25 protein-coding genes and 2 other annotated features are annotated in these 22,709 nt (G+C 61.4%); of the genes, 16 read left to right on the forward strand and 9 right to left on the reverse strand.

What is annotated here, in order from left to right:
* The first annotated feature begins 5 nt into the window (after nt 1-5).
* The 8 genes from KPHS_23120 to KPHS_23190 all read left to right on the forward strand — a co-directional run bounded on the left by KPHS_23120 (nt 6) and on the right by KPHS_23190 (nt 9,803).
* Complete coding sequence (locus KPHS_23120; protein ID YP_005226612.1) at nt 6-263, forward strand: PaaR repeat-containing protein; 258 nt, start codon at nt 6-8, stop codon at nt 261-263.
* Nucleotides 260-1,399, forward strand: a complete 1,140-nt coding sequence (locus tag KPHS_23130) for a hypothetical protein (RefSeq protein YP_005226613.1) — start codon at nt 260-262, stop codon at nt 1,397-1,399. Before KPHS_23120 ends, KPHS_23130 begins: the two co-directional genes overlap by 4 nt.
* The gene (locus KPHS_23140) at nt 1,383-4,808 is read left to right on the forward strand and encodes an ImcF domain-containing protein (RefSeq protein YP_005226614.1); all 3,426 of its coding nucleotides are present in this window, start codon (nt 1,383-1,385) and stop codon (nt 4,806-4,808) included. Before KPHS_23130 ends, KPHS_23140 begins: the two co-directional genes overlap by 17 nt.
* Nucleotides 4,808-5,215: a type VI secretion-associated protein gene (locus tag KPHS_23150; RefSeq protein ID YP_005226615.1), complete on the forward strand. Its 408-nt coding sequence runs from the start codon at nt 4,808-4,810 to the stop codon at nt 5,213-5,215. Before KPHS_23140 ends, KPHS_23150 begins: the two co-directional genes overlap by 1 nt.
* Nucleotides 4,808-6,400, forward strand: a sequence feature (potential frameshift: common BLAST hit: gi|288935816|ref|YP_003439875.1| type VI secretion-associated protein). (Overlaps the previous gene by 408 nt.)
* Complete coding sequence (locus KPHS_23160; RefSeq protein ID YP_005226616.1) at nt 5,267-6,400, forward strand: type VI secretion-associated protein; 1,134 nt, start codon at nt 5,267-5,269, stop codon at nt 6,398-6,400. (Overlaps the previous feature by 1,134 nt.)
* A 79-nt stretch (nt 6,401-6,479) precedes the next feature.
* Nucleotides 6,480-8,234 carry a type VI secretion system baseplate subunit TssF gene (locus tag KPHS_23170; RefSeq protein ID YP_005226617.1) on the forward strand — a complete coding sequence of 585 codons (1,755 nt, stop codon included), beginning with the start codon at nt 6,480-6,482 and terminating at the stop codon, nt 8,232-8,234.
* The gene (locus KPHS_23180; protein YP_005226618.1) at nt 8,198-9,283 is read left to right on the forward strand and encodes a type VI secretion system baseplate subunit TssG; all 1,086 of its coding nucleotides are present in this window, start codon (nt 8,198-8,200) and stop codon (nt 9,281-9,283) included. The genes KPHS_23170 and KPHS_23180 overlap by 37 nt, the downstream gene beginning before the upstream one ends.
* On the forward strand, nt 9,261-9,803 hold the full coding sequence (locus KPHS_23190; protein YP_005226619.1) for a type VI secretion system lipoprotein TssJ: 543 nt from the start codon (nt 9,261-9,263) through the stop codon (nt 9,801-9,803). Before KPHS_23180 ends, KPHS_23190 begins: the two co-directional genes overlap by 23 nt.
* Here the strand turns inward: KPHS_23190 and KPHS_23200 are convergent.
* Entirely contained in the window at nt 9,774-9,902 is a 129-nt protein-coding gene (locus KPHS_23200; protein YP_005226620.1) for a hypothetical protein, read from the reverse strand. The genes KPHS_23190 and KPHS_23200 overlap by 30 nt on opposite strands.
* 29 nt (nt 9,903-9,931) lie before the next feature.
* Between KPHS_23200 and KPHS_23210 the strand changes: the two genes are divergently transcribed.
* Nucleotides 9,932-10,426: a hypothetical protein gene (locus KPHS_23210; RefSeq protein ID YP_005226621.1), complete on the forward strand. Its 495-nt coding sequence runs from the start codon at nt 9,932-9,934 to the stop codon at nt 10,424-10,426.
* 66 nt (nt 10,427-10,492) lie between these two features.
* Here the strand turns inward: KPHS_23210 and KPHS_23220 are convergent, their stop codons facing one another.
* Nucleotides 10,493-11,206 (reverse strand): oxidoreductase, encoded by a 714-nt coding sequence (locus KPHS_23220; RefSeq protein YP_005226622.1) that lies wholly within the window; start codon nt 11,204-11,206, stop codon nt 10,493-10,495.
* A 73-nt stretch (nt 11,207-11,279) separates the two neighbouring features.
* Between KPHS_23220 and KPHS_23230 the strand changes: the two genes are divergently transcribed.
* Nucleotides 11,280-11,873: a putative regulatory protein TetR gene (locus KPHS_23230; protein ID YP_005226623.1), complete on the forward strand. Its 594-nt coding sequence runs from the start codon at nt 11,280-11,282 to the stop codon at nt 11,871-11,873.
* Between the two features lie 4 nt (nt 11,874-11,877).
* On the opposite strand, the gene KPHS_23240 is transcribed toward KPHS_23230, so the two are convergent.
* Nucleotides 11,878-12,633, reverse strand: coding sequence for a putative dehydrogenase/reductase oxidoreductase protein (locus KPHS_23240; protein YP_005226624.1), 756 nt, complete (start codon nt 12,631-12,633; stop codon nt 11,878-11,880).
* A 158-nt stretch (nt 12,634-12,791) separates the two neighbouring features.
* Here KPHS_23240 and KPHS_23250 point away from each other — a divergent pair, with 158 nt between their 5' ends.
* Nucleotides 12,792-13,670 carry a putative ARAC-type regulatory protein gene (locus tag KPHS_23250; protein YP_005226625.1) on the forward strand — a complete coding sequence of 293 codons (879 nt, stop codon included), beginning with the start codon at nt 12,792-12,794 and terminating at the stop codon, nt 13,668-13,670.
* Between the two features lie 50 nt (nt 13,671-13,720).
* On the opposite strand, the gene KPHS_23260 is transcribed toward KPHS_23250, so the two are convergent.
* Together KPHS_23260 and KPHS_23270 are read right to left on the reverse strand one after the other, a co-directional pair.
* Nucleotides 13,721-13,927 (reverse strand): DUF1471 domain-containing protein, encoded by a 207-nt coding sequence (locus KPHS_23260; protein ID YP_005226626.1) that lies wholly within the window; start codon nt 13,925-13,927, stop codon nt 13,721-13,723.
* 25 nt (nt 13,928-13,952) lie between these two features.
* Nucleotides 13,953-14,882 (reverse strand): putative 2'-hydroxyisoflavone reductase, encoded by a 930-nt coding sequence (locus KPHS_23270; RefSeq protein ID YP_005226627.1) that lies wholly within the window; start codon nt 14,880-14,882, stop codon nt 13,953-13,955.
* Nucleotides 14,883-15,021: 139 nt separating this feature from the next.
* Between KPHS_23270 and KPHS_23280 the strand changes: the two genes are divergently transcribed.
* Nucleotides 15,022-15,927 (forward strand): LysR family transcriptional regulator, encoded by a 906-nt coding sequence (locus tag KPHS_23280; RefSeq protein YP_005226628.1) that lies wholly within the window; start codon nt 15,022-15,024, stop codon nt 15,925-15,927.
* 19 nt (nt 15,928-15,946) lie between these two features.
* Here KPHS_23280 and KPHS_23290 read toward each other — a convergent pair whose 3' ends face one another.
* The gene (locus KPHS_23290) at nt 15,947-16,258 is read right to left on the reverse strand and encodes a transcriptional regulator LysR (protein YP_005226629.1); all 312 of its coding nucleotides are present in this window, start codon (nt 16,256-16,258) and stop codon (nt 15,947-15,949) included.
* Nucleotides 15,947-16,871 (reverse strand) — a sequence feature (potential frameshift: common BLAST hit: gi|152969909|ref|YP_001335018.1| transcriptional regulator LysR). It overlaps the preceding gene by 312 nt.
* Nucleotides 16,230-16,871, reverse strand: a complete 642-nt coding sequence (locus tag KPHS_23300; RefSeq protein ID YP_005226630.1) for a transcriptional regulator LysR — start codon at nt 16,869-16,871, stop codon at nt 16,230-16,232. (Overlaps the previous feature by 642 nt.) Before KPHS_23300 ends, KPHS_23290 begins: the two co-directional genes overlap by 29 nt.
* 87 nt (nt 16,872-16,958) lie before the next feature.
* Here KPHS_23300 and KPHS_23310 point away from each other — a divergent pair, with 87 nt between their 5' ends.
* Entirely contained in the window at nt 16,959-17,828 is an 870-nt protein-coding gene (locus KPHS_23310; protein YP_005226631.1) for an MBL fold metallo-hydrolase, read from the forward strand.
* On the forward strand, nt 17,821-18,732 hold the full coding sequence (locus KPHS_23320; RefSeq protein YP_005226632.1) for an NmrA/HSCARG family protein: 912 nt from the start codon (nt 17,821-17,823) through the stop codon (nt 18,730-18,732). Before KPHS_23310 ends, KPHS_23320 begins: the two co-directional genes overlap by 8 nt.
* 56 nt (nt 18,733-18,788) lie before the next feature.
* Here KPHS_23320 and KPHS_23330 read toward each other — a convergent pair whose 3' ends face one another.
* On the reverse strand, nt 18,789-19,337 hold the full coding sequence (locus KPHS_23330; protein YP_005226633.1) for a putative TetR family transcriptional regulator: 549 nt from the start codon (nt 19,335-19,337) through the stop codon (nt 18,789-18,791).
* Nucleotides 19,338-19,425: 88 nt separating this feature from the next.
* On the opposite strand from KPHS_23330, the gene KPHS_23340 reads away from it, so the two are divergent.
* Nucleotides 19,426-20,460, forward strand: a complete 1,035-nt coding sequence (locus tag KPHS_23340) for a zinc-binding oxidoreductase (RefSeq protein ID YP_005226634.1) — start codon at nt 19,426-19,428, stop codon at nt 20,458-20,460.
* A gap of 44 nt (nt 20,461-20,504) precedes the next feature.
* Here KPHS_23340 and KPHS_23350 read toward each other — a convergent pair whose 3' ends face one another.
* Nucleotides 20,505-21,680, reverse strand: coding sequence for a putative aminotransferase (locus KPHS_23350; protein ID YP_005226635.1), 1,176 nt, complete (start codon nt 21,678-21,680; stop codon nt 20,505-20,507).
* 220 nt (nt 21,681-21,900) lie between these two features.
* Here KPHS_23350 and KPHS_23360 point away from each other — a divergent pair, with 220 nt between their 5' ends.
* Nucleotides 21,901-22,707 carry a putative lipoprotein gene (locus KPHS_23360; protein ID YP_005226636.1) on the forward strand — a complete coding sequence of 269 codons (807 nt, stop codon included), beginning with the start codon at nt 21,901-21,903 and terminating at the stop codon, nt 22,705-22,707.
* Nucleotides 22,708-22,709: the final 2 nt, after the last annotated feature.

Genomic DNA, 22,709 nt, shown 5'->3' on the forward strand with positions numbered 1-22,709 from the left:
ATCCAATGAATAAAGTCATTCGCAAAGGCGATACCCTGCGGGAGTATGGGGGCAGGGTGCTGATGGGGCATTATCAGTGTTTTGGTCTGGGGTTCGCCTGCAAGGGCGACCCGGTCAAGTGTAACAAACACGGTATGACGACCATTGCTGAAGGCAGCGCACGAACAACGATTGATGGCCAGCCGGTTGCGCTGCACGGTCATCGCTGCGCCTGCGGCTGCACGCTGGTCAGCTCTAACCCAGACTGCGGGGTTGATCAGTGAGGCCGGTACCGGAGTATCCCCCGTACGGAGACGCGCGACCGCCTGGTACGGCCAGGTGGCTATCGGCTTCGGCCCTGCTGGTCCTGCTTAGCGGCGGGGTCAGCGCTTTACTTGCCTCGTCAGAAGGGAAAAGCGCCCTGGCCGCCACCGGGATCCTGTTGGCTCTGGTGCTGGCAGGTACCGGCTGGTTGATCCGGCTGCTGTACTACCGCATGAGCGTGCATAACGCCAGGTTCTATGACCAACTGGTGGCATACGAACAACAGCAATGGTGGGCGGAGCATCGGCAGCCGATCGGGTTACAGGAAGGTCTGTTACTGGGGCCCATGGGCAAAACGACCACTGACTGGCTGCGGGTGCTAAGCCGTCACCAGCGTCCGCCAGAGGAAGAGAACGAGGGCGGCGGCAGGGCGCTGCGAGCGCCATACCTTTCAGTTTCTGAGGCTATCGCCCGCGAAAAACGGCTGGCGGAACTACTGGTGATGGAATGGCAACGACAGCGCAGTGAAAGAACGCTTACGCCGCCGCTGCGTTGCTACTGGCAGGGAACGGAGCTCGCCTGGCAGGCGTTTCGTGCACAGATGACCCTCACTGTTGCGCAGATGACACTACCCTCACGCCCGGATGCCTGGCGTGGGGAGGCCAGCCTCGCGGAGATAGCACACGCTCTGGCGGAAGCTGACCCCCATGACACTGTGCTTATCGCCGGATGTCAGGTGGTTGTCGCCCAGCCGGGGGCCGTGCAACCCGCCGGAGAGTCTGCGGTACTGTGGCTCGCCGGACGGGACGGTCCGGTGCACCTGACCAGGGGGGAAACCTATTGCGCAGAAAAAGGGGAGGCCCTGACTGCTGTAGCCGCTCGTGTGCTGGAGCAGAACGAACTGAGCGGCCCCCCGGAAGCCTGTGCGCTGTTTTTTCAGCCGGGACTGGAAGCGCTGGCGCACAGCGGATGGGATATTAACCTGTATCGCCAGGATGCCTGTTGGGGAGACATCGGCGAGATGGAAGGCTTGACCGTTCTGTCGCTGGCGGCGATCTACGCCGCGCACTACCAACAACCGTGTGGCTGGCTAGCCCGCGATCCCTTGAATACCCTCGCAATTGGAATTGTAAAACCTGATGGACAACGTCAATAAACCTGCCGCTATCTCTGTGGCGGCTACGGTTATCGTCTGTATTGCTGCGGTCACGCTTCTGGTGCTCCTGGGCGGGCTGGCATGGTGGCTATGGGCGATGGATCGTGCCACGCAGTGGGAAACGCTGCGCCCGCTTATCGCCACGGGCTTTATTATCTGGGGGATGGCACTCAGCCTGCTGGTACTGGGGTTTATGGCCTTTCGACTGCTGATAAAAGATAAGGTTAAGCCTTCAGCAGCGCCTGTGCGGCAACCCACCAGGCCTGCCGGGGGCGAAGCCCTTTATGCCCCGCTGAAAAAGCACCTTCACGCACGTTACCGCCTGCACTGGCGGCGCAAAGTCCGCCTGCTTTTAGTCACCGGCGACGAGGCGGCAATCGAACAACTGGTGCCTGGCCTGCGTCAGCAGCGCTGGCTGGAGGGCCAGCGTACCGTTCTGATTTACGGCGGCAGTCTGCTCTCCGAGCCCGACAGTGAGCAATATGCCGCGCTGCGCAAGCTGCGCCACGGTCGTCCTCTGGATGGGATTGTGCGGGTGATGCCGTCGTCTCTCACCCTGACGCCGCAGATAAGCGAGAGCGACCTGCGCGGGCTGGAAAAAATCAGCGAACTGCTGGGCTATGCCGCCCCGGTCTGGTTATGGAAACTGTGCGACAGTGAGTGGCCGCAGGCTGACCGCGCGGAGCAGGCGGTAGGGGTTAGCTTCCCGTTGCGCGCCACTGAGGAAGATGTCGCCCGTCAGCTTGCGCAGATGTTGCCGACGCTACGGGAGCAGGGGATGCACCAGATCGCAGCAGATACCCGCCACGACTTCCTGCTGCGTCTGGGGCAGCAGCTTATCGACGGGGAGATCGCACAATGGCGCCGGCAGCTGGCGCCGTGGCTGACCGCCTCGCGGCAGCGGCTTGCGCTGCGAGGCCTGATGTTTAGCCTGCCAGAGCCTCGTACCGTAGATCCGTATCAGGAAGCTGATGCCCTGCCTGCGAGCCAGCCTCACCTCCTGACGCTTCCCGCCACCTGGCAGGGGATCGTCGATGACTGCCGCCGTTTACGCGGGCATCACGTGGGAATGGCATGGGAGCGGGGCCTGGCGTGCGGTCTGCTGGCCATCTTCGGCCTGTGGGCGGCGGGACTGCTGCTCTCCTTTGCCCTCAATTACAGTCAGATTGCTTCGGTAGCGGGAAAAGCCCGCGACCTGGTGGCCCACCCCTCCGTTTCTGACTATCAACTGACGGCCCTCCATGCCCTGCGCAATGAGGCCGGCCGTCTCGTGCACGATGGGCAGAATGGCGCTCCCTGGTATCGGCGCTTTGGTCTGGACCATCATCAGCAACTATTAGACGCCGTCCTGCCCTGGTACGGTGTGGCGAATCATCGCCTGATACGTGACCCGGCCAATGCCGCGTTGCAGCAGGCGCTCAGCGCGCTGGTCAACTCCGCCCCCAATAGCGACCAACGAGCCCAGCTGGCGAAACCGGGCTATGACCAGCTGAAAGCCTGGCTGATGATGGCTCGTCCGGATAAAGCCGATGGCGCATTTTTTGCGCAGACCATGAAAACGGTCCAGCCGACGCGAATGGGGATCTCGACCGGTCTGTGGCAAAGTCTGGCGCCGGATTTGTGGGCCTTTTATCTCTCCCTGCTGCCCGAGCGGCCAGAGTGGAAGATCATCCCGGATGCGCAACGGGTGAGTCAGAGCCGTCAGGTTCTGTTGCAGCAGCTAGGTCGCCGCAATGCCGAAAGCACCTTATATGAGAACATGCTCAAATCCGTGCGTCGTAATTTTGCCGATGTATCGCTGGAAGACATGACCAGTGGCACCGACGCGCGCCGGCTGTTTACCACCAATGAAGTGGTCCCGGGGATGTTTACCCGCCAGGCATGGGAAGGCGGCATTCAGCAGGCCATTGATAAGGCAGCCAGCTCGCGCCGGGAGGAAATCGACTGGGTGCTGAGCGATTCGCGCAAAACGATGTCGACAGACCTGTCGCCGGAGGCGCTGAAAGCGCGTCTGACCCGACGCTACTTCACCGATTTCGCCGGCAGCTGGCTGAATTTTCTCAACAGTCTGCGACTCAACCCAGCGACCACCATTGCCGATGTTACCGACCAGCTCACGCTGATAAGCGGTGTCCGCCAGTCGCCGCTGATTGCCCTGATGAATACCCTTGCCTGGCAGGGGCAGGCGGGGCAACAAAGGGAGGGGCTGTCGGACAGCCTTATTAAATCGGCCAAAGATCTGGTGGGCGGGAAAGACAAGCCGGTCATCGACCAGTCGGCAGCCGGCCCGCAGGGGCCTCTGGATGACACGTTCGGACCACTGCTCCAGCTGATGGGGAAAAACACGGGCAGCAACGTCATGTCGGCCGATAGCACCCTGAGCCTGCAAACCTATCTGACCCGTATCACCCGCGTGCGCCTGCGCCTGCAGCAGGTTGCGAATGCCTCCGATCCGCAGGAGATGATGCAGACCCTGGCGCAGACCGTCTTCCTGGGGAAAAGCGTCGACCTGACCGACACGCAACAGTACGGTAGCCTGATTTCGGCAAGCCTTGGCGAAGAGTGGAGTGGCTTCGGTAATACTCTGTTTGTGCAGCCGCTGACTCAGGCCTGGGAAACCGTGCTTCTGCCGTCGGCGGCCAGTCTGAATGATAAATGGCGCCGTTCGGTGGTCGCCAACTGGCACACCGCCTTTGACGGACGCTTTCCGTTTGCCGCCAGCAAAAGCGATGCCTCCCTGCCGATGCTGGCTGAGTTTGTGCGCAAAGACAGCGGGCGAATCGAACGTTTTCTCACGACGGAGCTGAACGGTGTCCTGCATAAAGAAGGCAGTCAATGGGTGCCGGATAAGGTCAACAGTCACGGCCTGGTCTTTAATCCGGCCTTTCTGCGCGCGATCAACCAGCTAAGCCAGCTGTCCGACATTCTTTTCACCGACGGCAGCCAGGGGATCAGCTTTGAGTTACAGGCCAGGCCTGCCCCGGAGGTTGTCGAGACACAGCTGACGATAGACGGCCAAAAGTTGCGTTATTTCAATCAGATGGCCGACTGGCAGACTTTCCGCTGGCCGGGGGAGACGTATAAACCCGGCACTCTGCTGACCTGGACCACCGTCAATGCGGGCACGCGTCTGTTCGGTGACTACAGCGGTACCTGGGGCTTTATTCGCTGGCTGGAGCAGGGTAAACGCCATCCGCTGGATCGCAGCCAGTGGATGATGAGCTTCTCCGCCCCGGATGGCCGCACCCTGCAGTGGGTATTGCGCTCCCAGCTTGGGAGCGGCCCGCTGGCGCTTCTGGCGCTCCGCGGATTGACCCTGCCGGATCAGATTTTCACTGTCGATGCGGCTGAGAGCGCACAGGCCCTGACGACGGGGGTAGGGAATAGTGACATGGATGAGATGGAATAATGAGCATTTTACAAAATTTGGTTGCCGCCAGTCAGTTGGATGAAAGCGCACTGCGCCAGCAGGCCCGGTCACGCCAGGCGCAGTGGCAGTCCTGGCTTGCGCCAGTCAGTGACGCCCAACCAACCGGGGACGATCCGGGCTATGACGATGATTTTCAGCGTATCCGCGAGGAGGTCAATAAGATCTCCGGCGTCGATACCGAACTGATTTGCCAGCTGGCAGAAAAACTGCTGACTCAGACCTGCAAGGATCTGCGCGTGATCACCTTTTACGTGTGGGCGCGTCTGCAGCGGGATGGTGAAACCGGTCTGGCGGAGGGCGTTACGCTGCTGGCGGCAATGCTTGAGCGGTTTGGGGCTATGCTCCATCCCCAGCGTGAACGTAGCTGTAAATCAGCGCTGGAATAGCTTGGCAGTCGCCGGATGTCGGACAGTCTGTCTCTTTATCCGGAAGTCGACATGACCACTATGCAGGTCATTATCGGGGCGTTATTGCTGGCGGAAGCCACTTTTTCCGGCTTGGCTGAAGCATCTCGCCCCGATCTTTCCGGGCTATATCAGATACTGGAGAACCGCCTGGTGCAAAGCGGCGGAGCCCACAGTCTGGTGCCGCAGACCAGCCGCGAAGAACACGATCTGCTACCCCAACATACGGACACCGCACCGGTAATGCATACCGTCACGTCAGGTCGTGATTTGCTCGATCAGGCTAAGGTGCTGGCGAAATATCTGCGCGAGTGTCCCGGCGGATGGCTGGCAGGTCATCATCTGATGAAGAGTGTGCGTTGGGATACGTTAACGGAGTTACCGCCGCTGGATGCCTCCGGCCGGACACGGCTATTGCCTCCCAAGCCTGAGAGTAAAGCCCATCTTAAGCGGTTGTATTTACAGAAAAGCTGGTCGGAACTGCTGGAGCATACGGACACGCTGTTGGCGCAAGGCGTCAACCATCTGTGGCTGGATGTGCAGTGGTACGCCTGGCAGGCGCTGCTGAAACTGGATGCTGACAGTGTACGGGCCGATATCCTGTGCCGAGATATGAAAGGGCTATTGGCTCGTCTGCCGGGGCTGGAAACCCTGGCGTTTAACGATGGTACGCCATTCGCCGATGAAGTTACGCTCAACTGGCTTAACGAACGTGTCCTGGATGAGATGGCCGGATGGCAAGATGAGCCGGTAATGGCGGCGACCACCGCTGATGAGGTGCTGTCGCTGGAGCCAGAAGTGCTCACCCGCGCGGACGATGAAGGTATTGAGTCGGCGCTGAACTGGTTACAGGCGCAGCCGGGCTATACCACCAGCCGCAATCGGTGGCTGATGCGCTTACTGATGGCGCGGGTCAGCGAGCAGTACGGAAAAAATGAAATGGCGCTGCATCTGCTGGCGGAACTCGACAGCCGCGCCCGGGAAATGACGCTCGAACAATGGAAGCCGGAGCTTATCTTTGAGGTCAAAGCCCGCCGACTCCGGCTGCTCAGAGGCAAGGCCGGGCGCAGTGAGGCAGAAAAAAATCGCTTGCTGCCAGAAATGGAGTCATTGCTTGCCGGGCTCATCGCTCTGGATCCTGCTCGCGCCGCGGTGCTGTGCGCATAATTCACGCATCATTCACATTGCACTCCCTGCACCTGCGGTTCTCTGCATATCTGAAAGCTATTACTCATTCTGGTGATTTATGGACGATTTAACCCTGCGTTATTACGACGCTGAAATGCGCTACCTGCTGGAAGCGGGTGAAGAGTTTGCCCGCGCTCATCCTGAGCAGGCGGCAATGCTCAATCTCGACAAAGCGGGCGCTCGCGACCCCTTTGTCGAGCGTCTGTTTGAAGGTTTTGCCTTCCTGATGGGCCGCATGCGCGAGAAACTCGATGACGATCTGCCTGAGCTGACCGAAGGCGTGGTCAGTCTGCTGTGGCCACATTATTTACGTACCATTCCCTCGATGTCGGTCGTGGAGTTCACCCCCGACTGGCCGGAAATGAAAGAGCCGATGACGATGGCCAAAGGCTTTGAAGTGCTTTCCCGGCCGATCGGTGAAAAGGGCACGCGCTGCCGGTACACCACCACCAAAGCGATCGCTCTGCAGCCGTTATCCCTGGAACGCGTCCAGCTGGCCACCGATACGGATGGCCGGTCGGTGATCACGCTGCGCTTTACCTGCAGCCAGCTGACGGACTGGCGCCGGGTCGATCTCAGTCATATCCCGCTGTACTGCAACGCCGATGCGCCGCTGGCCTGCGCCATGCACGAGGCCTTTACCCTCAATGTGGCCCGGATGTGGCTGCGCATGCCCGAAGAGGTGGACAGAAGGCCGCTGGACGGGTATTTCAGCGCGCTGGGATTTGGCGAGGATGACGGCCTCTGGCCTGAAGATGGCCGCAGTTTTCGCGGTTATCAGCTGCTGCTGGAGTATTTTACCTTCCGCGAAAAGTTCATGTTCATCGATCTGCGCGGGCTGGAGACGGTGGCTTTTCCGGCCGGACTGGCGTGGTTTGAAATCGACGTCGTGCTGGCGGAACGCTGGGAACATGACTTCCGCTTCAGCGAAAAGCAGCTGCGCCTGCACTGCGTGCCAGTGATCAACCTGTTTCCGCTGGAGTCCGATCCGCTGACCATCAATTCCCTGCAGACCGAATACCCGCTGCGCCCGATGCGCGTGCAGGACGGCCACACCGAAATTTACACCGTCGATTCCGTGATCTCCTCACACCAGCAGGTTTACGCGCCGTTCTCAAGTTTTCGCCACAAAGGCGGCATGATGCGTCATGACGCGGCGGACTATTACTATCATACCCGGGTGCGCCGTGGCCCCTCCGGGCTGTACAACACCTGGCTTATCGTCGGCGGAGAAGCCTTTGATAATCATACCGTACCGGAAGATGAAAGCCTGTCGCTGACCCTCACCGGAACCAACGGCCAGCTGCCGCGTCGCGCGCTGCAGAGCACCGTGCTCGATACGGTGATGAAAACCACTTCCGCCAGTATTGCAGTGCGTAACCTCTGCGCGCCGACGCTGCCGTGCTATCCCCCCGCCCAGGACCGTTTTCACTGGCGGGTGCTGAGCCATCTGGGCAGCAGTTTTCTTTCCCTGATGGATAACGCGGAGGTCCTGCGCGGCACCCTGGCGCTGTATGAATGGACCGACAGCGAGATGAATCGTCGGCGTCTGGAAGCCATCCTCGACGTGAAGCACCGCGCAACAGAGCGCTTTGCACAGGGCCATCTGGTGCGCGGCGTGCAGATTGAAGTCACCCTCGACAGTCACGGCTTTGCCGGACGTGGCGATATATGCCTGTTTGGCGAGATGCTTAGCCGCTTCTTCGCGCTCTACACCGACATCTACTTGTTCAACCGCCTGATTATCATTCTGCAACCAACCGGAGAACGACTGGAATGGGAAGAGAAGCACAGCCGCCGCATTCCCGGCTGACCCCGCGACTGGAGGCCGACCTGCCGCGGATCAATTTTTACCGCTTCTGCCAGCTTCTGGAAAAACGGCGTCCCGGCCAACCACTGATGGGGGGAACCAGCCATCCGGCTGACGATCCGGTGCGTTTTTACCCGCATCCGGGAATGGGATTTCCCGCCAGCGAACTGAAAGCCGTGGAATACGATGAGGCCGATGACAGCAGGCCGCCGGTCATTCGCACCACCTTTATGGGGTTGTACGGTGTCGATTCGCCGCTCCCGACGGCATATCTCGATGATATCGCCCAGCACAGGGAAGGGCATGAAGCGCTGCAGGGCTTACTGGATATCTTCAGCCACCGGATCATGACGCAGTTTTACCGCATCTGGCGGAAATACTCCTGGCCCGCCACCTTTGAGCCCGGCGGCACCGATCGTCTCTCGCAGTCGCTACTGGGCCTGGCGGGGCTAGGCATCCCCGGCACGACGCAGCATATCGCCTCGCCGGCGTCGCGCTTTCTGGCGCTAACCGGCGTGCTGCGTCAGCCGGGCAAAACCCAGCAGGGGATCCAGGCGCTGGTCACCCTGCTGGCCCCGGAGACCACCGTCAGGGTGAGCCCGTACAGCCTGCGTCCGGTGGCGATCAGCCAGCCGCTGGGGTTTTACGGCGATGACGACTTCTTCCTGGACGGCAATACGCCGCTGGGTGACGAAGCGATGGATGCCAGCAGCCAGCTCCTCGTCGCCCTTACCACCGACAATCCCGCGGAGGCGCAGGGCTGGAAGCCTGACGGCCCGCTGTTTCGGGACTTTCTCATCCTGCTGCGGGTATACCTCGGCTGGCGATTCCGGGCCAACATCACCCTGACCGCGCCGACCCGACTGCTGGCTGTCCCGCCGCTGGGGGACGAGCCGTTCTGGCTCGGTATGAACGGCGTGCTGGGCGTGGGTGATGGCGAGAGTGAGGGCGATATTCCTCAGACCTTTACCACCGAGCTGGGTACCTATACGGGCCTGCAGCCTGCCACCTTTCTACAAGGAAACCGACGTGTTACGTATAAGTTTGACTAAAACCGCCTGTCTGCTGCCCCTGCTTGCGCTTTGCCTGAGCGGATGCGGACTCACCCAGCGCGTCTCGGAGGGAACAAAGTCTGCCTTCAACGCCGTTTTTTATAAGAAAATTAATACGCTGCATCTGGACTTTACCGCGCGCGAAGCGCTCAACACCGATGCCAGAGAGAATCACTCGCTCTCTGAACCGGTGGTGGTGCGCATCTATCAGCTTAAAGATCGCCAGACCTTTGACCGGCTGGTTTACCAGCAGCTGCTGGAGGAGGGGGATATTCTGCTCGCCGCCGATCTCCTCGCCAGTCGCGATGTGGTGATCGGTCCCGGAGGGGACGCCAGTCTGAATATGCCGCTGGAAGCGGAGGCGACGTTCGTGGCGGTTGTCGGCCTGTTCCGCCATCCGGACACACAAAGAAATACCTGGAAGCAGGTGCTGGCGCGTGAGGAATTGGATCCGGACAAGCCGCGCATTTTCACCGCCGAACACAACCAGCTACGGCTCAGGCCTGAAGCGGCGAAGTAACGTAAAAAAAAACAAACATTTGCGGCGGGGCCATCGCGCCAGTTCGCCCTCAATCTTCGTAACCAGCGAACGGGCGATAACCATCTTCATCCAGCCCAACCGGTTTCATCACAGCACAGGGAGATAACGTGACAGCGAGGGAACGTTTTTTTAAGAAACTGCAGCAACAGCAAAATCCGCGGCGGACAGCGGCCCTCGACGGGTCGGCCGCCGCGGATATCGCCAGGTTTCGTCAGCAGATGGCGGAGCTGGCTCAGCAGATAAGTCAGTGGTTTGATGGAACCGGTATTGAGGTGGTGATTTCGACCCGCCATCTCCACGACCTGAGTACCCTTGGCTACAGCCTCAACAGCGGCATCTGCCGCTACGATATCCTGGCCATTCGTCTGCAAAACGGCGAGCGCAGCGTCAATATCGTGCCGCAGCAGCTGTTGGATGGCGTGGAAAAGGGGATCGTGACCCTGAGTCTTGAGGCGCCCGACGGCGCGGGATCCCGGGAGGTGTTTTATCTGAGCCTGGCCCCGGAGGAGGGCTGGATGATCCGCAAGGCGCACCAGCCCCCGGAAGCGCGGCTTATACTTACCGAAGATCGCTTTTTTATGGCGGTAGACAGCCTGGCCTGAAGATCCCTGACAGGCGATGACGTCCCCGCGGCGGCGGTGCAAAGCGCGCATCGCCGCCCTGAGGTATCAGGCGCCAAACGCTCCGTCGATGGTGTGCATGGCGCCAGTGACAAACGACGCCTCCGGACCGGCCAGCCACGCCACCATTCCCGCCACCTCTTCCGGACGGCCATGGCGCTTAATGGCCATAAAGCTGTGCATCAGCTCTTTCATCGGGCCGTTCCCCGGGTTGGCGTCGGTATCAATTGGGCCGGGCTGGACGACGTTGACCGTGATGCCGCGCGGGCCAAAATCCCGCGCCAGGCCGCGCGCCAGCCCCTGCAGGGCCGATTTGCTGAGCGCATAGGCCGCCATTCCCGGCAACGGCATGCGATCGCCATTGACTGAGCCGATGACAATAATGCGCCCGCCTTCCGGCATGCGGCGCGCCGCTTCGACGGAGGCATGGTAGGGGGCGTGAATATTGATGCGGAACAGGCGATCGATGGCATCGCTGTCCTGCTCGAGAGCGTCACCGAAAAGCGCGATCCCGGCATTGACCACTAACACGTCCAGCGGGCCGCTGTCGCGGACCAGGCTTATCACCGCATCGCGATCGGCGCTGTCCGCCTGCACCGCCGTGCTGCCGGTCTCTGCCGCCAGCCGCTCGGCCGCTTCCGGCGAACCGGAATAGCTAAACACCACCGACGCGCCATCGGCGACAAAACGCCTGACGATCGCCGCGCCAATTCCCCGACTCCCGCCTAAAACCAGCACTGATTTGTTGTGAAACGCTGTCATATCCCACACCTCATGATATTGTAGTGATGATTACAATATGCTGCGGCAAAACAGGCTGTCAAGGATTAATATAGTGACCACTACAAAACCAGGGCGCACTCCGGGACGTCCCCGCCAGTTTGATGCGGAACAGGCCATTGAAACGGCGCAACGCCTCTTCCACGCGCGAGGCTACGACGCGGTGAGCGTGGCCGATCTGACCCACGCTTTCGGCATCAACCCCCCGAGCTTTTATGCTGCTTTCGGCAACAAGCTCGGGCTGTATACCCGCGTCCTGCAGCGCTACAGCCAGACCGGGGCCATTCCCATCGATGCCCTGCTGCGAGACGACCAGCCGGTGGCGGCGTCGCTCATCGCCGTACTGCAGGAGGCGGCTCGCCGCTATGTGGCCGATCCGGCCGCCGCCGGCTGCCTGGTGCTGGAGGGGGTACATTGTCAGGATGCTGATGCCCGGGTGGCGGCAGGCGAATGGCATGCTGCGGCAAGAGCCAAAATCCAGCAGTATATCGCCCGCCATCGCCCGCAGGACGCGCTGCGGGTGACTGACTATATGGATACGCTGATGCTTGGCCTGTCGGCGAAAGCGCGGGAAGGGGATAGTCTGCCGCGTCTTCTGGAGACCGTGCGGCTGGCAGGCCTGGCGCTGGAGCGCATCCTGCCAGCCTGAGTCGTCAGATGGTTTGTCCGCCCGACACCTCGATCCGCTGGGCGGTTACCCAGCGGTTATCGTCGCGTAGCAGGCTGGCGATCATCGGCCCAATATCCTCGGGAACGCCCACCCGTCCCAGCGCCGTCATGGCGGCAAACTGCGCGTTTACCTCTGCGTCGTCCCGCACCAGCCCACCGCCAAAATCGGTGGCGATAGCGCCGGGGGCGATGGTATTGACGGTGATGCCGCGCCCGCCCAGCTCGCGGGCCATGTACACGCTCAGCATCTCCACAGCCGCTTTGGCGGCGGCGTAGGCGGAGAAGCCAGGATAGGAGACGCGGGTCAGCCCGGATGAAAAGTTAACGATCCGCCCGCCGTCTGCCAGCAGCGGCAGCAGGGTTTGTACGAGGAAAAATACCCCTTTAACGTGGACGTTAAACAGCCCGTCGAACTGCGCTTCGCGCGTTTCGGCCAGCGGGGCGAATTCGCCGTGCCCTGCGTTATTGATCAGGTGGTCGAAAGTGGCCCGCCCCCAGACGCTGGCCAGCGCGCTGCCGAGGCTGTCGGCGAAGGCCGGGAAGCTGGCGGTTTGCGCCATATCCAGCGGCAGGGCGATGGCCTTGCGGCCCAGGGCGCGGATGTCGGCGACCACCGCTTCCGCCTGTTCGAGACTGCCGCGGTAGGTGACGATGACATCCCCACCCTGGCGGGCGATATCCAGTGCGGTCTGACGGCCAAGGCCGCGGTTGGCGCCGGTAATAAGTGCAATTTTAGTCATGTTCGGTCCTCTCTGGTGTGTGGAGTCCTTACAATAGGGGAGGATCACCGGGCCGGGTTGCCCAATCCTTGTTATTTTTTGCCCATTTCTCTCCGTTCGCTCCCTTTTGCCGGGAAATAGCGCATACTCAGGCTTTAAAACTTGCCTGAAAGGATCTTATGCGCGACGCTCTGTTCGATCTCTGCCGCCGGTTTGCCGATGCTCATGTCGATAGCAGCGGGGTGGCAGTTACCCCGGTTCCCGGTATTACTCTGGTGCGGGCCCTGCATCCTGGTGACCTGCAGGCGGCTATCGCCAGGCCGCTGGTGGCCATGCTGCTCCAGGGGCGTAAGAGCGTGACCACCGGCCTGGCAAGCTTTGACTATGGTCCGGGCGAGGCGATGGTGATCGCCGCGGATGTTCCCACTACCAGCCAGATCACCGAGGCCAGTCAGCGTTTTCCCTATTACGCGCTGGTGCTGGAGCTGGACCTGGCTATCCTGCGCGAGCTGCAGGAGGCCGGGCCGTCAGGGCCGGATGAGGCGCCCCGCGTTGGTATCGAACCGATGAACGCCGATGTTACGGATGCCGCTTACCGGCTGGCAAGGCTGTTTGATCAACCGGGGGCGCTGGCGGTGCTGGGGGAAGGTCTGCGGCGGGAGCTGCATTACTGGCTGTTGCAGAGTGTCCATGGGCCGGCCATCCGGGCGCTGGGCGCCGTAGACAGCCATTCGGCGCGGATCCGCCGGGCGGTGGCGATGCTGCGCCGGGATTTTATGCAGCCAGTCAGCGTCGACGCGCTGGCCGACGCCGCCGGGATGAGCGTCTCTGTCTTTCACCGTCATTTCCGCGCCATGACCACGCTGTCGCCGCTGCAGTTTCAGAAGCAGTTACGCCTGATCCACGCCCGCCGCCTGATGCTGGCGGAAGGGATGAGTATTGCACAGGCTGCCGGGGAGGTGGGCTATATCAGCGTGTCGCAGTTCACCCGGGAATACGCTCGCCTGTATGGCGCGCCGCCGGGCCGCGATCGTCGACGGGAAAAAATGAGCGCCTGACCTGGCGCGCGGGCTGCCGGCAGCTCATCCCTGAGCCTGACGCCGGTGGTTTAGTCCGCGATTTTCGCCGTGATATGCACTTTGTTGCCCATTCGCGCTTCAGTGATGCGATAGGTAGTCACGCCCTCGCGGGCGGCATGCTGGCGGATTTTGCTCTCCGCGTGGTCCAGGGTATCGCCGGTGGCGGTGATGGTTCTGGCATTTGCCGCCAGGGGCAGCAGACAACTCAATACGATCAGTGGAATTAACTTGTTCATCGTCATTCTGTCCTGTGAGAGAAAATCAGCGCGCGGTCTGCAGCCAGCCGGCAATGTCCTGGGTCGGCAGCTGGTGGCGGGCATTCCAGGTGTCGCCCATCGGCCACCACACGCCATCCCCCCGGGCGAAGGCGGCGCGATAGCGCAGCATGGCGTCATCCGGGTTTGTCCGCAGCTGCTCCAGCAGGGCGGGCAGGGTGTGGACGGCTTTGCTGAACGTCTGCTGCGTTACGCGCTCCACGGTATCCGCCAACTGCCGGTAAGAGGTCGTTTCGCCGGCAACAAACACCACCTCGTTGACGATCCGCGGCTGATGCAGATAAATCGCCGTGGTCAGGCGGCCAATATCCGCCGGTGAGGTGACGGTCACCTGGGTATCCCAGCTGCCAAGGGCGTGAAGGGTTCGGTTGGATAAATTCACTACATCGAAGTCTGGTTCGAAGAGAAAGCTGGTAAACATCCCGGTGGAGACAATGACCCACTCCGTGGCCCGCTGCGCGCGCAGCAGGGTCCGGACATCGTACTGCTCGTCCCAGACCGGCTGACCGCTGCCTTTGCCTACCACATCGTAATTGACGCCAAACTGCCAGGGAAAATAGCGGGGTACCCCGGCCGCCAGCACCGCGCGGGTAATTTTCAGCTGTGTCCCCGGACCGGCGACAAACCCCATGCAGTTAATCACGGTGGTGAATCCGCGAAACTGATCGGCCAGCGTCTCCATGGCGCTACCGGCGATGTCGACGGCGAGGAAGGTGGCTCCGGCGTCGGCCAGCGCCTGATGGTTTGCCGACCGCAGCTGGCCGGCTTCATCCCAGGCCGCCGGCGAGACGATGACCGAGACCGTGCCCTGGCGCTCGATTACCGCAGGCACCAGCGCATCGAGAACGGCGGCGCCCAGTTGTCCCGCTCCCAGCACCAATACCTTTTCCGCATGATTAAAATTATCAGTTTTCATTTTAACTCCTTGCTCAGTTAAGCCTTGTGTTGACGGGCTACAGGCTCAGTGTAGGGGGACGGTCGACATTCGATAAGTACAGCGTTTCGGGTTAGACTGTTCGTAATATTGGGATAATGAGCGCCGGGGGGGTAACGAAATGGACAAACTGGATGCCATGCAGGTCTATGTTGCGGTCGTGGATGCCCACAGCTTCGCCCGCGCGGCGGAGGTGCTCGGGCAGCCGCGCTCCACGGTATCGCGGGTGGTGAAGGAGCTGGAAGCCTTGCTCGGGGCGCAGCTTCTCCAGCGCACCACCCGCAAGCTCAGCGTGACGGCGGAGGGTCGCCGGTATTATGAGGAGTGTAAAAGGCTGCTGGCCGAGATGGCGGCGATGGAAGCCTCCTTTCCCGGGCGCTCGGCTCAGCCCGCCGGGCGGTTCAAGGTAGGGATGCCGCAATCCCTTGCCCGCCACTGCATTCTGCCGAGGATCGGCGAGTTTTTGCAGCAGTATCCCGACCTGGAGCTGATCCTCTGCTCAAGCGACAACGTGGAAGATATTATTCAGGAGGGATTCGACTGCGTGATCCGTACCGGGCGGATCGAAGATTCCACCACCCTGGTGGCGCGTCCTCTGGCCCGCTACCGCTGGATGGTCCTCGCCTCGCCGGCCTGGCTCGCGGCCCACGGCCGGCCGCAGAGCATCGACGAACTGCACCAGCATCGGGCGGTGGGCTACCTGAATCACCGTACCGGGCGGACCATCGACTGGCTTTTCTCCCTCGATGAAGGCGACTGCGCGATCCGCATGCGGGAGACACTGGTGGTCGACGATACCGATGCCTACATTCAGGCCGGCATTCAGGGGCTGGGCCTGATCCGCGTCGCCAGCTATCTGGCGCAACCTTATTTGCAGAGCGGGGCGCTGGTCGCCTGTCTGGAGCAGGCCGCTTCTGATCTTCCCTTGTCGCTGGTCTATCCGCAAAACCGCTATCTGCCGCCGGCGGTGCGCGCGTTTTATGACTGGAGCAGGCGCGTGCTGCAACCCCCGCACAGCGAGGCCTGATGCCGGGGCATCGGCCCGGTTATTGGCCGCGCATGGCCTGTTTTAACTTCGTCACCAGCCAGTTCAGCGCCGGATCCTGCGCCCGCCGTTTGTGCCGCAAAATGCACAGCGTAAATTCCGGATACGCTACCGGCGGAGCGTCCGCGCGCAGCGCATACTGCGCCTGCCAGCGCTGCGCCAGCCCCTGCGGGACGGTGGCGAACAGCGGCAGGGTGGTCAGCAGCAGGGGAAAGGTGGAGAAATTCTGCGTGGCAAAGCGCACGCGCCGCGCGAGTCCCTGGCTGGCGAGCTGGCGGTCAATTTCACCGTGGCCGGTTTCGCGATAGGCCACCATCACGTGTTCCCAGGCGACAAAAGTCGCTCACCGACAGCGGACCGCGGCAGGGGATCTGCTGCGGCGACCACAGGGTGGTGACTCCCATGGACATCACCGGCTCGCTGACGATCTCCCCACGGCTCTGTTTGTTGACAGACACCGCGACATCAATGCGCTCCTCCTCCAGCAACTGGCGAACCTGGAAGGGGTCGGCGGCTATCGACTGCAGTGAGACTCCGGGCGCCTCCTGCATCAGCCCGGGTAACAGCGGGGGCATCAGCCAGTGCTCGCTCCAGTCGCTGAGGCCGATGCGAAAAAGCTGCTGCGCGCGCGCCGGGACAAACTCCCCGGCGCCAAACATCGCCGAATGCAGGTTTTCCATCAGCGGCTGCAGGTCGGTCATCAGCGCTTGCGCCCGCGGCGTCGGCAGCATGCCTCTGGCGCTGCGGACGAACAGCGGGTCGTCAAACATCTCGCGCAGCCGTTTCAGCGCCCCGCTGATAGCCGGCTGGCCAAGATGCAGTACCTCTGCGGTGCGGGTGACGCTCCCTTCGCGGTACAGCACCATCAAGACTGTCAACAGATTCAGATCGATACGACTAAAATCATTTTCAATGATTTTGTTCATTATGATAATCAATTTGAATGTGGGTTATCCCGGCAGCATAGTGAATATCACCCCGATAAATCAACCAGCGCAATGCGCGCGGAGGGAGTGATGCAAACTTACCAGACAGGCGATAGCCTGATTTTCAAAGTGCCGGAGCGCGAGATTTCCCTGCAGCCGGCGGCGCTCTATCCAGAGGCGTTCCCGGTAGCGGAGGCGGAGGCCGTTATTCAGCCGATTGCGCTGTCAATCCACAGCTGGGTGGTGCAGACCCCCCACGATCTGATTGTTATCGATACCGCCACCGGCAATGGTCGGGAGCGCGGCGGCAATCCGCTCTATCATCAACTTAACACGCCGTATCTGGAGAATCTCCGCGCCGCGGGGGTGAACCCGGAGGACGTGACCCTGGTGCTACTGACTCACCTGCATACCGACCATGTCGGATGGAATACCGTCTGGCAGGACGATCGCTGGGTGCCGCTGTTTCCCAACGCCCGCTATCTGTGCTCGGCAAAAGAGCTGTCGCGGGTGAAAAACAGCGAACGCTACCGGGCGCTGTGGCTTGACAGCCTGCTGCCGGTGATTGAGGCCGGCCAGCTGGAGACCGTCGATGTGGCGACCCGGCCGCGGGTCGGCGGACGGATCGACTTTATTCCCACCCCCGGCCACAGTCCGGACCATGCCGCGCTGATCCTCGCCGCCGGTGATGACTACGCCTGTTTCTCCGGCGATCTTCTGCATTCCCCGATCCAGTTTGCCCATCCGCAGTGGAATTCAGCGTTCTGCGGCGATCCCCGGCAGGCGGAAGTCTCGCGACGGGAGATGATGGCGTGGGGGGCAAGCCATCATGCTCAATGGTTCACCGGGCATTTTGCCGGGCCTTCCTGCGGCTGGCTGGAGAAGGATAAGCAAGGTGACTATCGCTGGCGAGAGGCCGGGAAACAGGCTGCAGATAAGGGGAACAGTGATGAATAATGCGCAAACCGTGTTGGTTTTTGGCGCCACCGGTCAGCAGGGCGGCTCGGTGGCGCGGGCGCTGCTGCACCGCGGCTGGCGGGTTCGGGCGCTGGTCAGGGATCCTTTCTCCGCCGGGGCCGCTGCGCTGGCGGCGCGGGGAGCCGAGCTGGTGGTGGGTACCTTTGAAGACCGGGCGGCAATGCGGTCGGCGATGGCCGGGGTCGACGGCGTCTTCAGCGTCCAGCCCAGTTCGCCGGGAGGGACGGTGACCGATGAGCAGGAGGTACGCTACGGGATAACCATCGCCGATCTCGCCGTCGAGTGCGGGGTGAAGCATCTGGTTTACAGCTCCGGCAGCGCGACGGGGGAGACGCCGACCGGCGTAGCGCATTATGACACCAAAGCGGAAATTGAACGGCATATTCGCCGCCTGCCGCTGGCGGCGACCATCGTGCGGCCCGCCACCTTTATGGAGCTGCTGGTGATGCCTGGTTTTGGCCTTGATGAAGGTCGTTTTCAATTTTTTATGTTGCCGGAGGGGAGAATGCAGGTGCTGGCGGTGGAGGATATCGGCCATCTTGTCGCGGCGGTTTTTGCCGCGCCGGCGCGGTTTGCCGGCAAGACGTTCGAGATCGCCAGCGACAGCGTGACCGGTCGTCAGCTGGAGGTGTTATTCTCCGCGGCGGCGGGACGGCCGATCCCCTATTCGCGATTTTCCGACGAGGTGCTGGCCGCCAGTCCTTTTCTGCACAAGCTGACCGGGCTGGTGGACGACGGGCGGCTGGCCGGGCACGCCGACCTCGACGCCCTGCGCCAGCTGCACCCGCAGCTGCACACCTTCGCCGGCTGGCTGGCAGGCCCCGGCCGTCCCGCCTTCGAGCGGGCGCTGACCAGCGGGGCTCGCTGGGCGTTTGATCGTTAAAGGCTGGTGTTCTGGTTACCCGCCAGGCGCGCTGTCTCGTCGGTGACCGGCCGCCGCTAGCCGGCAGTCAGGATCGCGTCGGCCAGCACCGCTAAAATCCGCTCTGCGCGCGGGGCATGGGACGGTTGCTCCCGCAGCCAGGCAAGCGCGGCGATCAGATCGAACAGCTCCTCTCCGCTGAGATCTGGCCGTGCCAGCCCGGCCTGCTGCGCGCGGGTAAGCAGCGACGTACCGGCGGCGCGCAGGGCAACGCAGGCGCTGTGCAGGGCGGACTCAGGATCGTCGATGGCGCTCATCAGCGGGGCGATGATCCCGCGATGCTGATGGGTAAACGCCACGCTCTCGGCCAGCCACTCCAGCAGCGCCGCGGCAGGATCGGCGGCGAGCAGAAGCGACTCAGCCCGGGCGGTTAGCGCCGCAAAGCGGCTGCGGAGCACGGCTTCCAGCAGGCTGTCGCGGTTGGGAAAGTGGCGATAGAGGGTTCCCATTCCGACGCCCGCCCGGCGGGCGATATCGCGCAGCGAGGCCTCAGCGCCTTGCTCCACAAAGACGTCCCGGGCCACCTCGATCAACAGGTCATAATTTTTTCTGGCATCAGCTCTCATTGGCGTTCCTTGACAATCGGAGCACTGCTCCATATATTCGGAACAGTGCTCCGTTAAATATAACGCATTTCCATATGAGGAGAAAGCGATGTCGACGCAGATGATGAAGGCCGTTCAACAGCACGCCTTTGGCGGGCCGGAAGTCCTGAGCTATGAGGATGCGCCCATGCCGGTCCTGCAGGCCGGTGAAGTACTGGTACAGGTGCACGCGGTGGGCGTGAACCCGCCGGACAGCTATCTGCGCGATGGCTATCAACAGCTGCCCCCGGAGTGGCGGCCCGAGGTCCGCTTTCCCTTGATCCTCGGGACCGATCTCTCCGGGGTGGTGGTGGCGCGGGCGGATGACGTCCGGGAGGTGGCGGTCGGCGACGAAGTGTATGCTATGGCGCGTTTTCCCGAAGGGGCGGCAGGGGGCAGCCGCGCTTACGCCGAGTACGTTAGCGTGCCGGTCAGCGACCTCGCTCGCAAACCCCTAACCCTGAGCCATCAGCAGGCTGCCGCGGTGCCGATGTCGCTCCTGACCGCCTGGCAGTTCATGATCGATCCCGGGCATGAGGTGGCGAATCCGCTGCAGCCGGGGCCGCATCGGCCGGTGCCGCTGGCGGGTAAACGCGTCCTGGTCAACGGCGCGGCAGGGGGAGTCGGTCATTTCGCCATGCAGTTGGCGAAGTGGCAGGGCGCCGAGGTGATTGCCGTCGCCGCGGGCCGCCATGAAGCCTTTTTACGTCAGCTCGGCGCGGATAGCGTTATCGACTATACAACCACCGCAGTGGAAGAGACGGTGCGTGACCTGGACCTGGTCATTGATGCGCCGGGCGGGCCGGCCAGCGGCCGTTTTTTGCGTACCCTGCGACCCGGCGGCGCGCTGTACCCGATCTTTCCGCTCGGCTTTGCCGGGGCGGAAGAGGCGCGACAGCGCGGAGTGACGGTCTCAACCACCCAGGTACGCTCCAGCGGCGCGCAGCTCGCCCGGCTTGCCGACCTGCTGGACGCCGGGGTCATCCAGGTTGCAATTGACAGCGTTTTCCCCCTTGCGCAGGTGCAGATGGCGCATGAGCGAGCAGCGCAGGGGCATCTTGAGGGCAAAATCGTGCTGTCGGTGATGGACTCGTCAGCCGGGTAATCCCCGACGGCCAGGGTTGCGTTTTTGCTTCTCCCGGCGGCGGACTAAAACAGCGCCAGCCGGGCAAGACGGTCCAGCGCGTTGCTCAGCGCCTCGTCCCCTGCGGTCAGGCTGATGCGAATAAATCCTTCCCCCCCTGCGCCAAAACCAGTGCCCGGCGCCACCAGAATATGCGCTTCCTGCAGCAGCAGACGGGCAAACTCCTGCGAACGGTAGCCGGGCGGTACGCCGAGCCAGAGGAAGAAAGTGCCTTGTGCGTCACGCGCCGGCCAGCGCAGCGCAGCCAGTCGACGCAGAACCCACTCCCGACGTTGATGATAGACCGCCGTCAGCTGCGTAATCCGTTCGGCCGGCAGGTTGAGCGCGGCGATCGCCGCATCCTGAATCGCGCCAAACACCGTACTGTAGCTATGGGTGTGCAGCTTTTTAAACGCCCGGATAATCGAGGCGTTGCCGACCGCGAAGCCGAAGCGCCAGCCGGCCATATTAAAGGTCTTGGAAAAAGTATAGGTTTCCACTCCCCATGCTTTCGCGTCGGGCTGGGAGAAGAGGCTCAGCGGCGCATCGCTGGCCGCGCTGCCGATGGCCGCATAGGCAAAATCATGGAGGATCGGCACCTGGTGACGACGAGCAAACTGCAGCGCGCTGGCGAACAGCGCCGGCGTGGCGAGGGCGCCGGTTGGATTATGCGGATAGTTAAGCACCACCAGCCCGGCCTTGTCAGCGACTTCCCGGGGAAGATCGTTAAAATCCGGCAGGAAATGGTTCTCCGCCCTGAGCGGCAGGCCATAAAACGCCGCCTGGGACTGCAGCGCCGCCGAGCGGTAAATCGGATAGCAGGGATCGGTGGAGATGAGGTATTGCCCGGGGCTGAGCAGCGCCCGCGGGATGCCGCCTATACCGATATGCGACCCCTGAAACACGGCGATTTCGCTGTGCGGATCGAGTTCCACATCATACTCCCGGCGATAGAACCGGGCGATCGCCTCGCGGACCTGTGGTTTGCCCCAGAACGACGGGTAGCCATGGTTTTCACGACGATGAATAGCGCTCTGCAGCGAGTCGATTACTTCCGGCGGGGTGGGTTGATCCGGACTGCCGCTGGAAAGATCGATCAGCGGCAGCGCTTCGGTGTTGACCTCCGCGGCCAGTTTTTCCAGCAGGCTGAACAAATTCTCTTCCAGGGCGTCCACCAGCGGCGAAGCAGTAAAATCAGGCATAACATTCCCGGTTTAAATCACGAATAATTGACCATCTTTAAGGGATTTATAGCGGCTGGCTAAATAACAATATACGCAAAAGATTCTTGTTTTTAAGATATGTCGGTATAGCAAAAGTTAATGAGGAATTAGCAAAAGGAAATTCGGCGTTCTGGCTTACAACCCACAGTCGGCTGTGATTTAATCGTTCAATATCGCCAACCCTCCAGGAAAATACCTTATGAACAAGTCAGTTGCGCGCGGGATCGCTCTCGCCCTGTTGTCGGCCACCTCTTTTTATGCCGCCGCCGACGCTCATCTTATCCGCGTCGGCTTTAACCCCGGGCCGTATAAAGAACAATTTGAGAAAGGCGTCGCGCCCTATTTATTGAGTAAAGGGTATAAAATCGAATATAAGGATTTCAGCGACGGTATTCAGGTGAATGACGCGGTAGCCCGCGGCGATATCGAAGCGAATATTATGCAGCATCCGGTATATCTGAAAGCAATTAATGAGCGGCTGGGGATCGATAACGTGGGCATTGTGCAGGTCCCCACGCCGCCGATGGGGCTGTATGGTGGGAAACTGACCACCCTGGGGACCCCGGCGGCGGGCACCGTCGTGTCGGTACCAAACCAGCCGTCAAATGAATATCGCGCGGTACTGGTGCTGGAGAGCCTTGGCTGGGTGAAAATTAAACCAGACAGCGATCCGGCCACTTTTTCGCAGCGTAACATCGTAGATAATCCTTACAAAATTGTCCTAAAAGAGATGGATAATGCCCAGCAGGTTCGCGCTCTGCCGGACGTCGACTATGGCCTGATTCAGGGCAATTTTGCCGTCTCCAGCGGTATGTCCCTGACCTCGGCATTAAAGCTGGAAGCAGCCACCAGCCATTTTATTAATGTCGTGACCGTCGCCGGTAAAAATCAGAAGGCGCAGTTTGCCAAAGATATTATCGATGGCTACCACTCGGCCGAGTTCAAAAAATATATTCTCAGCCATCCGCAGTATGATGGTTACCTGCTGCCTGACTATTTAAAATGAAT

The organism is Klebsiella pneumoniae subsp. pneumoniae HS11286 (assembly GCF_000240185.1).
GTDB lineage: Bacteria > Pseudomonadota > Gammaproteobacteria > Enterobacterales > Enterobacteriaceae > Klebsiella > Klebsiella pneumoniae.

Coding starts and splice junctions, on each gene's coding strand:
- KPHS_23120 (YP_005226612.1), top strand. CDS start 6: ATGAATAAAGTCATTCGCAAAGGCGATACCCTGCGGGAGTATGGGGGC.
- KPHS_23140 (YP_005226614.1), top strand. CDS start 1,383: ATGGACAACGTCAATAAACCTGCCGCTATCTCTGTGGCGGCTACGGTT.
- KPHS_23150 (YP_005226615.1), top strand. CDS start 4,808: ATGAGCATTTTACAAAATTTGGTTGCCGCCAGTCAGTTGGATGAAAGC.
- KPHS_23160 (YP_005226616.1), top strand. CDS start 5,267: ATGACCACTATGCAGGTCATTATCGGGGCGTTATTGCTGGCGGAAGCC.
- KPHS_23170 (YP_005226617.1), top strand. CDS start 6,480: ATGGACGATTTAACCCTGCGTTATTACGACGCTGAAATGCGCTACCTG.
- KPHS_23180 (YP_005226618.1), top strand. CDS start 8,198: ATGGGAAGAGAAGCACAGCCGCCGCATTCCCGGCTGACCCCGCGACTG.
- KPHS_23220 (YP_005226622.1), bottom strand. CDS start 11,206: ATGACAGCGTTTCACAACAAATCAGTGCTGGTTTTAGGCGGGAGTCGG.
- KPHS_23240 (YP_005226624.1), bottom strand. CDS start 12,633: ATGACTAAAATTGCACTTATTACCGGCGCCAACCGCGGCCTTGGCCGT.
- KPHS_23250 (YP_005226625.1), top strand. CDS start 12,792: ATGCGCGACGCTCTGTTCGATCTCTGCCGCCGGTTTGCCGATGCTCAT.
- KPHS_23260 (YP_005226626.1), bottom strand. CDS start 13,927: ATGAACAAGTTAATTCCACTGATCGTATTGAGTTGTCTGCTGCCCCTG.
- KPHS_23270 (YP_005226627.1), bottom strand. CDS start 14,882: ATGAAAACTGATAATTTTAATCATGCGGAAAAGGTATTGGTGCTGGGA.
- KPHS_23280 (YP_005226628.1), top strand. CDS start 15,022: ATGGACAAACTGGATGCCATGCAGGTCTATGTTGCGGTCGTGGATGCC.
- KPHS_23300 (YP_005226630.1), bottom strand. CDS start 16,871: ATGAACAAAATCATTGAAAATGATTTTAGTCGTATCGATCTGAATCTG.
- KPHS_23320 (YP_005226632.1), top strand. CDS start 17,821: ATGAATAATGCGCAAACCGTGTTGGTTTTTGGCGCCACCGGTCAGCAG.
- KPHS_23330 (YP_005226633.1), bottom strand. CDS start 19,337: ATGAGAGCTGATGCCAGAAAAAATTATGACCTGTTGATCGAGGTGGCC.
- KPHS_23340 (YP_005226634.1), top strand. CDS start 19,426: ATGTCGACGCAGATGATGAAGGCCGTTCAACAGCACGCCTTTGGCGGG.
- KPHS_23350 (YP_005226635.1), bottom strand. CDS start 21,680: ATGCCTGATTTTACTGCTTCGCCGCTGGTGGACGCCCTGGAAGAGAAT.
- KPHS_23360 (YP_005226636.1), top strand. CDS start 21,901: ATGAACAAGTCAGTTGCGCGCGGGATCGCTCTCGCCCTGTTGTCGGCC.